8 protein-coding genes, 2 tRNA genes and 3 rRNA genes are annotated in these 15881 nt (G+C 46.9%); 5 read left to right on the top strand and 8 right to left on the bottom strand.

Annotation, left to right across the window (positions count from 1 at the left end; all coding sequences use genetic code 11):
* The first annotated feature begins 89 nt into the window (after nucleotides 1-89).
* The 4 genes from N646_RS11065 to ubiK all read left to right on the top strand — a co-directional run bounded on the left by N646_RS11065 (nucleotide 90) and on the right by ubiK (nucleotide 5311).
* Nucleotides 90-671, top strand: coding sequence for a TetR/AcrR family transcriptional regulator (locus N646_RS11065; RefSeq protein ID WP_005384254.1), 582 nt, complete (start codon nucleotides 90-92; stop codon nucleotides 669-671).
* A gap of 18 nt (nucleotides 672-689) precedes the next feature.
* A complete protein-coding gene (locus N646_RS11060; protein ID WP_017821136.1) occupies nucleotides 690-1793 on the top strand; it encodes an efflux RND transporter periplasmic adaptor subunit in 1104 nt (367 codons plus the stop codon).
* 12 nt (nucleotides 1794-1805) lie between these two features.
* The gene (vmeD, locus tag N646_RS11055) at nucleotides 1806-4928 is read left to right on the top strand and encodes a multidrug efflux RND transporter permease subunit VmeD (protein ID WP_017821137.1); all 3123 of its coding nucleotides are present in this window, start codon (nucleotides 1806-1808) and stop codon (nucleotides 4926-4928) included.
* A 131-nt stretch (nucleotides 4929-5059) separates the two neighbouring features.
* Entirely contained in the window at nucleotides 5060-5311 is a 252-nt protein-coding gene (ubiK, locus tag N646_RS11050) for a ubiquinone biosynthesis accessory factor UbiK (protein WP_005379099.1), read from the top strand.
* Between the two features lie 266 nt (nucleotides 5312-5577).
* Here ubiK and ilvC read toward each other — a convergent pair whose 3' ends face one another.
* Nucleotides 5578-7062 (bottom strand): ketol-acid reductoisomerase, encoded by a 1485-nt coding sequence (gene ilvC, locus N646_RS11045; RefSeq protein WP_005379098.1) that lies wholly within the window; start codon nucleotides 7060-7062, stop codon nucleotides 5578-5580.
* Nucleotides 7063-7205: 143 nt separating this feature from the next.
* On the opposite strand from ilvC, the gene ilvY reads away from it, so the two are divergent.
* Complete coding sequence (gene ilvY / locus N646_RS11040) at nucleotides 7206-8096, top strand: HTH-type transcriptional activator IlvY (protein ID WP_005379097.1); 891 nt, start codon at nucleotides 7206-7208, stop codon at nucleotides 8094-8096.
* A 91-nt stretch (nucleotides 8097-8187) separates the two neighbouring features.
* Here the strand turns inward: ilvY and rrf are convergent.
* From rrf to N646_RS11005, 7 genes are all read right to left on the bottom strand, one after another.
* Nucleotides 8188-8304: ribosomal RNA gene (gene rrf, locus N646_RS11035) — 5S ribosomal RNA — on the bottom strand.
* A 93-nt stretch (nucleotides 8305-8397) separates the two neighbouring features.
* A 23S ribosomal RNA gene (locus N646_RS11030) occupies nucleotides 8398-11287 on the bottom strand.
* Nucleotides 11288-11577: 290 nt separating this feature from the next.
* Nucleotides 11578-11653 (bottom strand) — tRNA-Ala (locus N646_RS11025).
* Nucleotides 11654-11695: 42 nt separating this feature from the next.
* Nucleotides 11696-11772: transfer RNA gene (locus N646_RS11020), tRNA-Ile, on the bottom strand.
* A gap of 66 nt (nucleotides 11773-11838) precedes the next feature.
* Nucleotides 11839-13391 (bottom strand): 16S ribosomal RNA (locus N646_RS11015).
* The 16S, 23S and 5S rRNA genes sit together here with 2 tRNA genes alongside, the layout of an rRNA operon.
* 465 nt (nucleotides 13392-13856) lie before the next feature.
* Complete coding sequence (hemG, locus tag N646_RS11010) at nucleotides 13857-14384, bottom strand: menaquinone-dependent protoporphyrinogen IX dehydrogenase (protein ID WP_005378894.1); 528 nt, start codon at nucleotides 14382-14384, stop codon at nucleotides 13857-13859.
* Between the two features lie 9 nt (nucleotides 14385-14393).
* Complete coding sequence (locus tag N646_RS11005; RefSeq protein WP_005378893.1) at nucleotides 14394-15851, bottom strand: TrkH family potassium uptake protein; 1458 nt, start codon at nucleotides 15849-15851, stop codon at nucleotides 14394-14396.
* Nucleotides 15852-15881: the final 30 nt, after the last annotated feature.

Raw genomic sequence — 15881 nt, 5'->3', positions numbered from 1 at the left:
TCACACCAATTAAGTGCAATATTCTGTTGCATAAATGGCGGGTATTTAAGCTATAATGAATGAACGTTCATTCACTAAAGGGTGACATTATGAAGGATAACCCTGCTGTAGATAAACGAGAACAAATCTTAGTCGCTGCTGAACAACTCATTGCTGAATCTGGTTTTCAAGGGCTTTCCATGCAAAAGCTCGCCAATGAGGCAGGTGTCGCAGCAGGGACGATTTACCGTTATTTCTCAGATAAAGAACATCTTTTAGAGGAACTACGCCTTAACGTTGCTAAGCGTGTTGCTACTGCGGTGCAACTAGGTGTTAGTGAAGAGATGCCTTTAAAACAGCGTTATCGAACCATGTGGCTCAATATTTGGAATTTAGCGAGCTCGAACTTAAGTGCGATCAGCAACCGAGTCCAATATGAGTCTTTACCCTGTTCAAATAGTAGCAAAGCTCGGGAACTTGAGAGACAAATGTTTGCCCAAGTAGATCTTCTTTTTAATCAGGGTAAAGACGAGGGAGTATTCAAGCTTCTCGATAACGAAGTACTTTCTGGATTAAGTTTTGAGGCAAGTGTTGCACTTGCTCGGAAACACGCTTTGGGATTTTATCAACTGGATAAGACGGCATTAGAGGCCGCTATTGAAGCCAGTTGGGATGCAATTATTAAACACTAACTTGGAGTTCTTAATAGAATGAAAAAGTGGATTTTGATGCTATCAATTGTTTTATTACTTTTTGGTAGCGTTGTTACATACAGACTAATTGATATCAAAGACAAAATGGAGCAGTTTGCCAATCGCCCTGAACCAGCATTCCCAGTAACCGTAACTGAAGTGCAAGCGGTGGATTGGGTACCAGTCATCGAGGCAATTGGTTTTATCGAGCCAAATCAAGGCGTGACGGTAGCGAACGAAACGAGCGGTGTTATCGATAAAATCGCATTTGATTCCGGTACTCAAGTTAAATCGGGTCAGCCATTAGTGTTGCTTGATTCTGAAGTCGAAAAAGCAAATTTGAAGAGCTCGCAAGCTAAGTTGCCAGCGGCAGAAGCGAAATACAAACGCTACCAAGGGCTATTCAAAAAAGGCTCTATTTCTAAAGAAGCGTATGACGAAGCAGAAGCAAACTACTTCTCCTTAAAAGCGGATATTGAAAGCCTGAAAGCAACCATCGACCGACGCGAAATCAAAGCGCCATTTGATGGTGTGGTAGGTATTCGTAACGTGTACCTCGGTCAGTACCTACAGGCGGGCACCGATATTGTTCGCCTTGAAGATACCAGCGTGATGCGCTTGCGCTTCACCGTGCCACAAACCGATATTTCACGTATCAATATCGATCAAGAAGTGGATATCTTTGTTGACGCTTATCCAGACCAACCTTTCAAAGGGTCTATTTCTGCGATTGAACCAGCTGTAAACGTACAAAGTGGTTTGATTCAAGTTCAAGCGGATATCCCTAACAGTGACGGCAAACTACGTAGTGGTATGTTCGCGCGTGCAAACATCATTCTGCCTAAATTAGAAAATCAGGTCACTCTACCTCAAACCGCGATCACATTTACGCTGTATGGCGACAATGTTTACATCGTAACAGAAGAAGATGGCGAAAAACGCGTTAAGCAGCATGTGGTAAAAGTTGGCGAACGCTCTAAAGATATCGCACACATTCTAGAAGGCGTGAAGCCAGGTGATGTAGTGGTGACGTCGGGTCAAGTCCGTTTGAGTAACCATGCGAAAGTAAGCATTGTCGAAAGCGATGCAACTACCCCACCTGCTGAAACACCAATGCTTTAAGTTGGAGGCATCATGCGCTTTACAGATGTTTTTATAAAACGTCCAGTTTTAGCGGTATCGATCAGCTTTTTGATTGCATTGCTTGGTTTGCAAGCGGTGTTCAAAATGCAGGTTCGTGAATACCCTGAAATGACGAATACGGTGGTCACCGTGACCACCAGTTACTACGGTGCAAGTGCCAACTTGATCCAAGGCTTTATTACTCAGCCATTGGAGCAAGCGGTAGCGCAAGCCGATAATATTGATTACATGACTTCGCAATCGGTACTGGGTAAATCGACCATTACTGTAAACATGAAGTTGAATACTGATCCAAATGCGGCGTTGTCTGACATTCTGGCGAAAACCAACTCGGTACGTTCACAGCTACCAAAAGAAGCCGAAGACCCAACCGTAACCATGTCGACAGGTTCGACAACGGCGGTACTGTACATCGGCTTTACGAGTGACGAGTTATCTTCAAGCCAGATCACTGACTACCTTGAGCGTGTAATCAACCCGCAGTTGTTCACCGTAAACGGTGTGTCCAAAGTTGACCTGTATGGTGGTATGAAGTACGCACTGCGCGTATGGCTAGATCCTGCCAAAATGGGCGCTTTGAAGTTGACCGCAACCGATGTGATGAGCGTTCTTAACGCCAACAACTACCAATCTGCAACCGGTCAAGCGACGGGTGAGTTCGTGCTTTATAACGGTAGCGCAGATACTCAGGTATCAAACGTTGCTGAACTTGAAGCATTGGTCGTGAAAACTGGTGAAGGGGATGTCATCCGCCTAGGTGATATCGCTAAAGTAACGCTAGAGAAAAGTCACGACGTTTATCGCGCAAGTGCAAACGGTCAAGAAGCCGTGGTTGCGGCGATCAACGCAGCGCCAAGTGCTAACCCGATCAACATCGCGGCAGACGTACTTGATCTGTTGCCTCAACTTGAGCGCAACCTACCAAGCAACATCAAAATGAACGTGATGTACGACTCAACTATCGCCATCAACGAATCGATTCACGAAGTAGTGAAAACGATTCTTGAAGCAGCGGTCATCGTACTTGTGGTTATCACACTGTTCCTAGGTTCATTCCGCGCGGTAATCATTCCTATCGTGACCATTCCACTTTCATTGATTGGTGTGGCAATGGTGATGCAAGCAATGGGTTTCTCTTGGAACTTGATGACGCTACTGGCGATGGTGCTTGCCATCGGTCTGGTGGTGGATGACGCGATCGTTGTACTAGAAAACGTTGACCGTCACATCAAAGAAGGGGAATCGCCATTCCGAGCTGCAATCATTGGTACGCGTGAAATTGCGGTTCCAGTTATCGCGATGACATTGACGCTAGGTGCAGTGTACGCGCCGATCGCATTGATGGGTGGTATCACCGGTTCACTGTTCAAAGAGTTCGCTTTGACACTGGCAGGTTCAGTATTCGTATCCGGCATCATCGCTTTGACACTATCACCAATGATGTGTTCGAAGATGCTGAAAGCGAACGAGAAGCCAAGCAAGTTTGAGCAAAAAGTTCACCATATCCTTGATGGCATGACCACTCGTTACGAAGGCATGTTGAAAGCGGTAATGGCTCATCGTCCGGTTGTTATTGCGTTTGCAATCATTGTATTTGCAAGCTTACCGGTCTTGTTCAAGTTTATTCCTAGCGAACTAGCACCATCTGAAGATAAAGGTGTGGTCATGCTGATGGGTACCGCCCCATCAAATGCGAACTTGGACTATATCCAAAATACCATGGATGACGTAAACCAAATACTCTCAGATCAACCGGAGGTGGAATACGCACAGGTCTTTAATGGTGTACCAAACTCAAACCAAGCGTTTGGCCTAGCAACATTGAAGCCTTGGAGTGAACGAGAGGCAAGCCAATCTGAAATCACGAAACGTGTGGGTGGCCTAGTATCAAGTGTGCCTGGTATGTCTGTCACTGCATTCCAAATGCCAGAGCTTCCAGGTGCAGGCTCAGGTCTACCTATTCAGTTTGTAATTACAACACCAAATAGCTTCGAGAGCTTGTTTACTATCGCTAGCGATATTCTAACCGATGTTGCAAGTAGCCCAATGTTTGTCTATTCCGACCTGGATTTGAACTACGATTCAGCAACGATGAAGATCAAGATCGATAAAGACAAAGCCGGTGCCTACGGTGTGACTATGCAAGACATTGGCATCACCCTCAGCACCATGATGGCAGATGGTTATGTAAACCGAATCGACCTGAATGGCCGCTCGTACGAGGTGATCCCTCAAGTTGAGCGTAAATGGCGTCTAAACCCAGAATCGATGAAGAACTACTATGTACGCTCTGTGGATGGTAAAGCGGTTCCATTAGGCAGTCTGATTACTATCGATGTGGTGGCTGAGCCTCGCTCTTTGCCACACTTCAACCAGCTAAACTCAGCGACTGTGGGTGCAGTACCATCACCTAGTGTTGCTATGGGTGACGCAATCGACTGGTTTGAAAATATTGCACAAACCAAACTGCCTGCAGGATATAACCACGATTACATGGGCGAATCTCGTCAGTTTGTAACGGAAGGTAGTGCCTTGTATGCAACCTTCGGTCTTGCACTTGCGATCATCTTCCTCGTTCTGGCGATTCAATTTGAATCACTCCGCGATCCTATTGTCATCATGGTATCTGTACCTCTGGCAATATGTGGTGCCTTGATCGCATTGGCCTGGGGTACGGCCTCGATGAACATCTACTCGCAGGTTGGTTTGATAACGCTGGTCGGCCTAATAACCAAGCACGGTATCTTGATCTGTGAAGTCGCCAAAGAAGAGCAGTTACATAATAAACTGTCTCGTATTGATGCGGTGATGGAAGCTGCGAAAGTGCGTCTTCGCCCTATCCTAATGACCACTGCAGCGATGATCGCAGGTCTGATCCCGCTGATGTACGCAACAGGTGCAGGTGCCGCGCAACGTTTCAGTATCGGTATCGTCATCGTTGCTGGCCTTGCAATCGGTACACTGTTCACACTATTCGTACTACCTGTGATTTACAGCTACCTAGCTGAAAAACACAAACCTCTGCCAGTATTTGTTGAAGACAAAGACTTGGAGAAGTTAGCGCGAGTTGACGAAGCGAAAGCAGCTCATCGTGAATTAGCGGATAACAGATAAGCTATTAAGGCATTCAAAAAGGTCACTTCGGTGGCCTTTTTTATTGCCGCTCTCTTTTTTGCCATCTAAGTGGCGACTTTCACGTATCATTTACTTAAAATGAGGACAAATCAAAAGGAGTTTTAGCCACTATGTTTGACCCAAAGAAATTAGAGCAAATTGCTAAACAGATTCACGACTCAATGCCTCAACCAGTAAAAGAATTGGGCTCTGATGTCGATCAGAAAGTTCGTCAAGTAATCCAAGGCCAGCTAAACAAGCTAGATGTTGTAAGTCGCGAAGAGTTTGATGTTCAAACTCAAGTTTTACTACGTACACGTCAAAAGCTAACAGAAATGGAACAGAAGTTGGCGCAACTTGAAGAAAAGCTTGCTGAAAAATAAGTATCAAAGCGCTCCTCACAAAGGAGCGTTTTTCTTATCGGCGCGCAGATAAATCGGCTAAAAACAAAAAGGCTTGGTCAACGGCGACCAAGCCTTTTGATTAGATGTTGTGTTTTATTTTGTATTTATCACTCCAGTCTGCCTGGAGTTTATCTACTGCGTTACTTGAGACTAAGTAAATTACGCTGTATTAAGGTTTCATTTCTAGGAGAAGGCGCGGACTTTACGATAGTAAACGAGCACCTTCGACACCGAAATGGAGTCATTTAGCCGCCCACCGCGATACGCTTCATATCAGTCATGTAACCACGTAGCTCTTCACCGATGTACTCTACAGGGTGGTTACGGATTGTTTCATTCACAGCGATAAGAGTCGCGTTATCCACTTGGTTAGACGTTTCACCTAAACCTTTACCAATTACGTCAGTATTTACGGCTGGCATAAACTTCTCACGTAGAAGCGGCGTTGCTACGTTAGCGAACAGGTAGTTACCGTATTCCGCAGTGTCTGAGATAACCACGTTCATCTCGTATAAACGCTTACGTGCGATAGTGTTTGCGATAAGTGGCAGCTCGTGTAGAGACTCGTAGTAAGCAGACTCATCGATGATGCCAGATGCCGTCATCGCTTCGAATGCTAGCTCAACACCCGCACGAACCATAGCAACCATCAAGATACCGTTATCGAAGTACTCTTGCTCAGAGATTTCTACGTCAGTTTCTGGGTAGTTTTCGAAAGCAGTTTCACCTGTTTCTGCACGCCAGCCTAGTAGATTTGCATCGTCGTTTGCCCAGTCAGCCATCATAGTGCTAGAGAAGTGACCGGTGATAATGTCATCCATGTGCTTGTTGTATAGCGGACGCATCAGTTCTTTTAGCTCTTCAGAAAGCTCAAATGCTTTCACTTTTGCAGGGTTAGTTAGGCGATCCATCATGTGAGTGATACCACCAAACTTCAGTGCTTCAGTGATGGTTTCCCAACCGTATTGAAGAAGCTTACCAGCGTAGCCAGGATCGATACCATCAGCAATCATCTTCTCGTAACATACGATAGAGCCAGCCTGTAGCATGCCACAAAGGATAGTTTGCTCACCCATTAGGTCAGATTTCACCTCAGCAACAAAAGAAGACTCTAGACAGCCTGCACGGTGACCACCGGTTGCTGCAGCCCAAGCTTTCGCGATATCCCAACCTTCACCTTTTGGGTCGTTCTCTGGGTGAACAGCGATAAGAGTCGGTACACCGAAACCGCGCTTGTATTCTTCACGAACTTCCGTACCTGGACATTTAGGTGCAACCATTACTACCGTTAGGTCTTTACGGATTTGCATGCCTTCTTCAACAACGTTGAAACCGTGAGAGTAACCTAGTGCTGCGCCTTCTTTCATTAACGGCATTACCGTCTCAACAACGTTTGTGTGCTGCTTATCTGGAGTAAGGTTTACTACTAGATCAGCTTGTGGAATTAGCGTTTCGTAGCTACCTACCTCAAAACCGTTGTCTTTTGCGTTTTTGAATGACTGGCGTTGCTCATCAATCGCGGCTTGGCGAAGCGCATAAGCAACGTCTAGACCAGAGTCGCGCATGTTCAGACCTTGGTTAAGACCTTGAGCACCACAACCTACAATGACTACTTTCTTACCTTTCAGATAATCCGCTTCTGAAGCGAACTCACTGCGGTCCATAAAACGACAACGACCTAATTGGTCCAACTGCTCGCGCAAGTTTAGGGTATTGAAATAATTAGCCATCTGGGTGCTCCTTTGAGATTCTTCCATTGAGGTCAGTAATTGCCTTACCGAATAACTTCATACTAAAACAGACATGAGATTGCTTAAAGTGATATATTCACAATTAGTTATTGCAATTTATGCAACATGGAAATGAAAATTTAATGAATATCAAAAGCCTGCAACTTTTCATTCATCTCTGTGAGAGTAAAAGTTTCGCCAAGACCGCAGCGGCAATGCATATTAGCCCTTCAGCCTTAAGCCGACAGATACAAAAATTAGAGGAGGAAACCAGCCAACAATTGTTTTTACGCGACAACCGTAGCGTTGATTTAACTATCCAAGGTAAAAAGCTAGTCCCAGTTGCCTTAAAGATTCTTGGCGAATGGCAGCAGTATCAGAGTCACCTGAAGGGAACCGAGGATGAATTGAAAGGAGAAATCCGTCTCTTTTGTTCTGTTACTGCAAGCTACAGCCATCTTCCGGAGCTAATCTCTGACTTTCGTATTCAGAACCCTTTCATTGAGTTCAAACTATCAACCGGCGATCCAGCTCAAGCGATCGACAAAATACTAGCAGATGAAGCCGATATTGCCATATCAGCCAAGTCAGAACAGATGCCAAATAAAATCGCATTTGAAACGATCAGTGAAATCCCACTTTCTGTCATCGTACCTGTTGGGGTTAGTGCGTTTGCTGAAGAGCTACAAAAAGAAAAACCAGACTGGTCGGTCATTCCATTCATACTCCCAGAAGCAGGAACGGCAAGGGACAGGGCCAATACTTGGCTCAAACAAATGAAAATAAAGCCAAAGATCTACGCACAAACCTCCGGACATGAAGCCATCGTAAGTATGGTTGCATTGGGGTGTGGAGTAGGTATCGCACCTGATGTTGTAATCAACAACAGTCCGGTAAGAGAAAAGATAAATCGTTTAAAAGTCTTACCAATTAAACCTTTTAAACTTGGTGTTTGCTGCAACAAAACTCAGCTGGAGAATCCGCTTGTTAAAGCCTTTTGGAAGGTTGCAGAGAGCAAGTATATCGCACCTTAGATGAACACTTTTTAGGTATAAAGTGGGCTAATTTTAAAACTCTATAGATGCAAAAAAGCCCGCTCTTTCGAGCGGGCTTCTTAAATTTAAAGCCTGGCGATGTCCTACTCTCACATGGGGAAGCCCCACACTACCATCGGCGCTATTTCGTTTCACTTCTGAGTTCGGCATGGAAATCAGGTGGGTCCAAAACGCTATGGTCGCCAAGCAAATTCTTTAATCTGGAAAGCTGTTTTTTAATTCTCGTTCTTACACATTCAATGTTCTTTCATTGAGTCCATCAAAACCCCTTGGGTGTTGTATGGTTAAGCCTCACGGGCAATTAGTACAGGTTAGCTCAACGCCTCACAACGCTTACACACCCTGCCTATCAACGTCGTAGTCTACGACAACCCTTTAGGATACTTAAAGTATCAGGGAGAACTCATCTCAAGGCTCGCTTCCCGCTTAGATGCTTTCAGCGGTTATCGATCCCGAACTTAGCTACCGGGCAATGCGTCTGGCGACACAACCCGAACACCAGAGGTTCGTCCACTCCGGTCCTCTCGTACTAGGAGCAGCCCCTTTCAATTCTCCAACGCCCACGGCAGATAGGGACCGAACTGTCTCACGACGTTCTAAACCCAGCTCGCGTACCACTTTAAATGGCGAACAGCCATACCCTTGGGACCGACTTCAGCCCCAGGATGTGATGAGCCGACATCGAGGTGCCAAACACCGCCGTCGATATGAACTCTTGGGCGGTATCAGCCTGTTATCCCCGGAGTACCTTTTATCCGTTGAGCGATGGCCCTTCCATTCAGAACCACCGGATCACTATGACCTGCTTTCGCACCTGCTCGAATTGTCATTCTCGCAGTCAAGCGGGCTTATGCCATTGCACTAACCTCACGATGTCCAACCGTGATTAGCCCACCTTCGTGCTCCTCCGTTACGCTTTGGGAGGAGACCGCCCCAGTCAAACTACCCACCAGGCACTGTCCGCAACCCCGATAAGGGGTCGACGTTAGAACATCAACACTACAAGGGTGGTATTTCAAGGACGGCTCCACGCAATCTAGCGACTGCGCTTCAAAGCCTCCCACCTATCCTACACATGTAGGGTCAATGTTCAGTGCCAAGCTGTAGTAAAGGTTCACGGGGTCTTTCCGTCTAGCCGCGGGTACACTGCATCTTCACAGCGATTTCAATTTCACTGAGTCTCGGGTGGAGACAGCGTGGCCATCATTACGCCATTCGTGCAGGTCGGAACTTACCCGACAAGGAATTTCGCTACCTTAGGACCGTTATAGTTACGGCCGCCGTTTACCGGGGCTTCGATCAAGAGCTTCGACCGAAGTCTAACCCCATCAATTAACCTTCCGGCACCGGGCAGGCGTCACACCGTATACGTCATCTTGCGATTTTGCACAGTGCTGTGTTTTTAATAAACAGTTGCAGCCACCTGGTATCTGCGACTCTCAATAGCTCCATCCGCGAGGGACTTCACCGTCGAGAGCGTACCTTCTCCCGAAGTTACGGTACCATTTTGCCTAGTTCCTTCACCCGAGTTCTCTCAAGCGCCTTGGTATTCTCTACCCGACCACCTGTGTCGGTTTGGGGTACGATTCCTTACAATCTGAAGCTTAGAGGCTTTTCCTGGAAGCATGGCATCAATGACTTCACTACCGTAGTAGCTCGACGTCGTGTCTCAGCCTTAGAAAGAGCCGGATTTACCTAACTCTTCAGCCTACGCACTTGAACCTGGACAACCGTCGCCAGGCCCACCTAGCCTTCTCCGTCCCCCCATCGCAATTGTAAGAAGTACGGGAATATTAACCCGTTTCCCATCGACTACGCCTTTCGGCCTCGCCTTAGGGGTCGACTTACCCTGCCCCGATTAACGTTGGACAGGAACCCTTGGTCTTCCGGCGAGGAGGTTTTTCACCCCCTTTATCGTTACTCATGTCAGCATTCGCACTTCTGATACGTCCAGCATGCGTTACCACACACCTTCAACCGCTTACAGAACGCTCCCCTACCCAATGCACTAAAGTACATTGCCGCAGCTTCGGTTTACTACTTAGCCCCGTTACATCTTCCGCGCAGGCCGACTCGACCAGTGAGCTATTACGCTTTCTTTAAATGATGGCTGCTTCTAAGCCAACATCCTGGCTGTCTGAGCCTTCCCACATCGTTTCCCACTTAGTAGTAATTTGGGACCTTAGCTGGCGGTCTGGGTTGTTTCCCTCTCCACGACGGACGTTAGCACCCGCCGTGTGTCTCCCGGATAGTACTTACTGGTATTCGGAGTTTGCAAAGGGTTGGTAAGTCGGGATGACCCCCTAGCCTTAACAGTGCTCTACCCCCAGTAGTATTCGTCCGAGGCGCTACCTAAATAGCTTTCGGGGAGAACCAGCTATCTCCAGGTTTGATTGGCCTTTCACCCCTAGCCACAAGTCATCCGCTAATTTTTCAACATTAGTCGGTTCGGTCCTCCAGTTGATGTTACTCAACCTTCAACCTGCCCATGGCTAGATCACCTGGTTTCGGGTCTATATCCAGAGACTGAACGCCCAGTTAAGACTCGGTTTCCCTACGGCTCCCCTAGATGGTTAACCTTGCCACTGAATATAAGTCGCTGACCCATTATACAAAAGGTACGCAGTCACAGGACAAGCCTGCTCCTACTGCTTGTACGTACACGGTTTCAGGTTCTATTTCACTCCCCTCACAGGGGTTCTTTTCGCCTTTCCCTCACGGTACTGGTTCACTATCGGTCAGTCAGTAGTATTTAGCCTTGGAGGATGGTCCCCCCATATTCAGACAGGATATCACGTGTCCCGCCCTACTCGATTTCACTGAACACACGTCGTCAACTACGGGACTATCACCCTGTATCGTCGGCCTTTCCAGGCTGTTCGTCTAACGCGTGTAAAGCTTAAGGGCTAGTCCAATTTCGCTCGCCGCTACTTTCGGAATCTCGGTTGATTTCTTTTCCTCGGGGTACTTAGATGTTTCAGTTCCCCCGGTTCGCCTCGTTATGCTATGTATTCACATAACGATACTTACTTATGTAAGTGGGTTTCCCCATTCGGAAATCCCAGACTCAAATGGTTTTTACTACCTAATCTGGGCTTATCGCAAGTTAATACGTCCTTCATCGCCTCTGACTGCCAAGGCATCCACCGTGTACGCTTAGTCACTTAACCATACAACCCGAAGGAGTTTCGAGTTGATGTTCAAATCACCAAAGTTGTCTCTCATTATTTGAATGAGCGAGAGACATTTCGATTTTGCCGGACTCAATTTCGAATAATCACTTAAAAGTGATATTCCCAAGAACACTTGAATGTGTTTTTTGGTGTTTGTCATAAAGACAAACATTGAGAACTTTACAAACAATCTTAAAGATTGTTTTGTCAGCTTTCCAAATTGTTAAAGAGCTAGATTTTCTGATGAAAACCATTTTTAAAGATTCTTTTTCAAGAACACTTAAAGATGGTGGAGCTATGCGGGATCGAACCGCAGACCTCCTGCGTGCAAGGCAGGCGCTCTCCCAGCTGAGCTATAGCCCCATCAAGGTGTCGATACTGTCGCCAATTCCTTGGAAAAGAAATTGGTGGGTCTGAGTGGACTCGAACCACCGACCTCTCGCTTATCAGGCGAACGCTCTAACCACCTGAGCTACAGACCCAGTATCGTCTCTTTACTTTATAAACCGTATCAATCTGTGTGAACACTCATCGCAATAATCATCGTTTAAGGAGGTGATCCAGCGCCAGGTTCCCCTAGCGCTACCTTGTTACGACTTCACCCCAGTCATGAACCACAAAGTGGTAAGCGTCCCCCCGAAGGTTAAACTACCTACTTCTTTTGCAGCCCACTCCCATGGTGTGACGGGCGGTGTGTACAAGGCCCGGGAACGTATTCACCGTGGCATTCTGATCCACGATTACTAGCGATTCCGACTTCATGGAGTCGAGTTGCAGACTCCAATCCGGACTACGACGCACTTTTTGGGATTCGCTCACTTTCGCAAGTTGGCCGCCCTCTGTATGCGCCATTGTAGCACGTGTGTAGCCCTACTCGTAAGGGCCATGATGACTTGACGTCGTCCCCACCTTCCTCCGGTTTATCACCGGCAGTCTCCCTGGAGTTCCCGACATTACTCGCTGGCAAACAAGGATAAGGGTTGCGCTCGTTGCGGGACTTAACCCAACATTTCACAACACGAGCTGACGACAGCCATGCAGCACCTGTCTCAGAGTTCCCGAAGGCACCAATCCATCTCTGGAAAGTTCTCTGGATGTCAAGAGTAGGTAAGGTTCTTCGCGTTGCATCGAATTAAACCACATGCTCCACCGCTTGTGCGGGCCCCCGTCAATTCATTTGAGTTTTAATCTTGCGACCGTACTCCCCAGGCGGTCTACTTAACGCGTTAGCTCCGAAAGCCACGGCTCAAGGCCACAACCTCCAAGTAGACATCGTTTACGGCGTGGACTACCAGGGTATCTAATCCTGTTTGCTCCCCACGCTTTCGCATCTGAGTGTCAGTATCTGTCCAGGGGGCCGCCTTCGCCACCGGTATTCCTTCAGATCTCTACGCATTTCACCGCTACACCTGAAATTCTACCCCCCTCTACAGTACTCTAGTCTGCCAGTTTCAAATGCTATTCCGAGGTTGAGCCCCGGGCTTTCACATCTGACTTAACAAACCACCTGCATGCGCTTTACGCCCAGTAATTCCGATTAACGCTCGCACCCTCCGTATTACCGCGGCTGCTGGCACGGAGTTAGCCGGTGCTTCTTCTGTCGCTAACGTCAAATGATAGTGCTATTAACACTACCACCTTCCTCACGACTGAAAGTGCTTTACAACCCGAAGGCCTTCTTCACACACGCGGCATGGCTGCATCAGGCTTGCGCCCATTGTGCAATATTCCCCACTGCTGCCTCCCGTAGGAGTCTGGACCGTGTCTCAGTTCCAGTGTGGCTGATCATCCTCTCAGACCAGCTAGGGATCGTCGCCTTGGTGAGCCCTTACCTCACCAACTAGCTAATCCCACCTAGGCATATCCTGACGCGAGAGGCCCGAAGGTCCCCCTCTTTGGCCCGTAGGCATCATGCGGTATTAGCCATCGTTTCCAATGGTTATCCCCCACATCAGGGCAATTTCCTAGGCATTACTCACCCGTCCGCCGCTCGACGCCGTTATCGTTCCCCGAAGGTTCAGATAACTCGTTTCCGCTCGACTTGCATGTGTTAGGCCTGCCGCCAGCGTTCAATCTGAGCCATGATCAAACTCTTCAATTTAAGATTTTGTTCGGCTCAATGAATACTGAACATTACATAAGTAATGTTTGAATTGACTGTGCTGAATCTTTCGATTCAATGGTCACTTCGTATCATTGAAACCTAAATTGTTTCCGAAGAAACTATTTGGATTATCATCAACGAGTGCCCACACAGATTGATAGGTCTATATTGTTAAAGAGCTTTCCTGTTGAGCTTTGCTCAAAACAGGACGGCCATTTTAGCGAGTTAAAGTTTAGTGTCAATCACTTTTTTCAAACTTTCTTCAAGCGTTTCTGCTTGGCTAATTTGGCTTGCTAACTTGGCTTCTTACTTTCGAAACTTAAGCTTCGAAGCGTTGCCGTGTCAGCGAGGTGGCATTATAGAGATTGCGATCACATTGGCAAGCCCTTTTTCTCGTTTTTTTTGATTTTTTTATCGTTCGGATAAATTTGCATCAAAAGCGGTCAAAAGAGCACGTTATTTCTACAGTTCTCTAAATTTATCTGCGAAAAGAGCCACTTTTTCCCAATTGGTGTACTCCACCTCTTTGGTCGTATCGGTTTCGCCACCCGTCATCGACATAATGAACCTAATCATAGTTCTGTCGAACCAGCTATAACGTGGGTAATAAAGTGCACCAGCAAAAACACCGATTAGCGTTGGTTTCCAAGGGGACTTAATTAGGAACTTGCGAATGTAGGCACTACCTTCAGGTGTATCCTTTCCTTGGTCCTCTTTACGAGCGGTTAAGTTTACGCAGAAAAATGCCACTTTATTTTGCTCCAATTGATTGAGGTTTCGCTCAATAAACTGGTATAGCTTTTTATTAAGATGGCCATAGCGAATAGAGGCGCCTATCAATACTCTGTCGTATTGGCTGAAGTCAATCGTCTCAACATTATGTAAATCCACCAGCTCACAATCGAAATCTGGAAGTTGTTCATCTATATAGTGGAGAATTTTTTTAGTCTGCCCTTCGCGGGAAGAGTATAGAAATAATGCTTTTGCCACGATTTCCCCTTAGCTACGCCAAAACGTCGGCGTAAGTAGAATAAGTAAGGTAAAGATTTCCAAACGACCAAACAGCATAGAAACTATCAATACCCATTTTGCTTTGTCGTTAACATCACCAAAGTGAAGCGCCACTTCTCCCAAGCCAGGACCGAGGTTGTTCAGAGTCGCAGCCACCGCTGAGAACGCACTAAGCTCATCCATTCCTGTTGCAATCAACCCCAACATACAAACCACAAATACCAATGCGTATGCGGAGAAGAAACCCCAAACCGCATCGACAACACGTTGCGGTAGGGCACTGCCACCTACTTTGATGGTGTAAACCGCGCGTGGATGGACTAAACGTTTTAGTTCACGCGCACCTTGTAAGGTAAGAAGCAGGATACGGATCACTTTCATGCCGCCGCCTGTTGAACCAGCACAACCACCGATAAAAGAAGAGAACAATAACAGCACAGGTAAGAAGAGCGGCCAATCCGCAAAACCTGTTGTCGTAAAGCCCGCTGTTGTGGATATTGATACGGTTTGGAACAGAGCCTGATCGAAAGCATCGTATGTCGATGTGTAAGAGTGATGTTTCAGTAATAATAGAAAGCAAATGATAAATAGCAGCACTTGAATAAACAAGAAGGCGCGAAACTCAGGATCTTTCCAGTAATACTTGGGATGTACGCCACCTGATGCAAATGCAGCAAAGTGCAGCGTGTAGTTACATGCAGATATAAGCAGAAAAACCACAGTAATCAGGTTAATCGCGTAACTATCAAAATATCCGATGCTGGCATCGTGGGTAGAGAAGCCGCCAATAGCAATGGTGGAAAAGCTGTGACTGATGGCGTCAAATGGCGTCATACCAGCTAACCAAAAAGCCGAAGCACAGGCGATAGTCAGGCTCAGATAGATGTACCAAAGCGCCTTAGCAGTTTCTGCTATGCGCGGCGTCACTTTAGTGTCCTTGACTGGACCTGGGATCTCGGCGCGGTAAAGCTGCATACCACCAATGCCAAGTACTGGCAAAATCGCCACCGCTAATACGATGATTCCCATACCGCCGAACCACTGCAGTAACTGTCGATAGAATAGAATCGCTTTAGGTAACTCATCCAAACCAACAATAACGGTCGCCCCGGTCGTCGTGAGAGCAGAAAACGATTCAAAAAACGCATCTGTCACTGAGACGTTCGGGTTGTCAGCAATGAGAAAGGGGATCGAGCCTGCACTGCCAAGTACTGTCCAGAATAAGACGACAATAAGAAAGCCATCTCGAGCTTTAAGCTCGTGCTTATACCTGCGGTTTGGGTACCAACAAACGGCCCCACAAAACAGCAGAACAAAAAATGTCGTGACAAAAGGCACACCAGCACCATCTCGATAGATCAGCGCAACGAGTGCTGGCGCAAGCATAGTGACACTAAAGAGTGCGAGCAGTAGCCCGACGATTCGAATAATTGAACGAAATTGCATGGATAAATTGACTAGCGAAGCTGTCCCTGT

Origin of the sequence: Vibrio alginolyticus NBRC 15630 = ATCC 17749 (genome assembly GCF_000354175.2) — a bacterium.
Taxonomy (GTDB): Bacteria; Pseudomonadota; Gammaproteobacteria; order Enterobacterales; family Vibrionaceae; genus Vibrio; species Vibrio alginolyticus.
The sequence above is the reverse complement of the archived record's forward strand: the minus strand, read 5'-3'. Positions and strand labels throughout refer to the sequence as shown.

Bases quoted from the DNA above. Each gene is read 5' to 3' on its own strand.
- ubiK (WP_005379099.1), top strand. From the start codon at position 5,060: ATGTTTGACCCAAAGAAATTAGAGCAAATTGCTAAACAGATTCACGAC.
- N646_RS11005 (WP_005378893.1), bottom strand. From the start codon at position 15,851: ATGCAATTTCGTTCAATTATTCGAATCGTCGGGCTACTGCTCGCACTC.
- N646_RS11065 (WP_005384254.1), top strand. From the start codon at position 90: ATGAAGGATAACCCTGCTGTAGATAAACGAGAACAAATCTTAGTCGCT.
- vmeD (WP_017821137.1), top strand. From the start codon at position 1,806: ATGCGCTTTACAGATGTTTTTATAAAACGTCCAGTTTTAGCGGTATCG.
- ilvY (WP_005379097.1), top strand. From the start codon at position 7,206: ATGAATATCAAAAGCCTGCAACTTTTCATTCATCTCTGTGAGAGTAAA.
- N646_RS11060 (WP_017821136.1), top strand. From the start codon at position 690: ATGAAAAAGTGGATTTTGATGCTATCAATTGTTTTATTACTTTTTGGT.
- ilvC (WP_005379098.1), bottom strand. From the start codon at position 7,062: ATGGCTAATTATTTCAATACCCTAAACTTGCGCGAGCAGTTGGACCAA.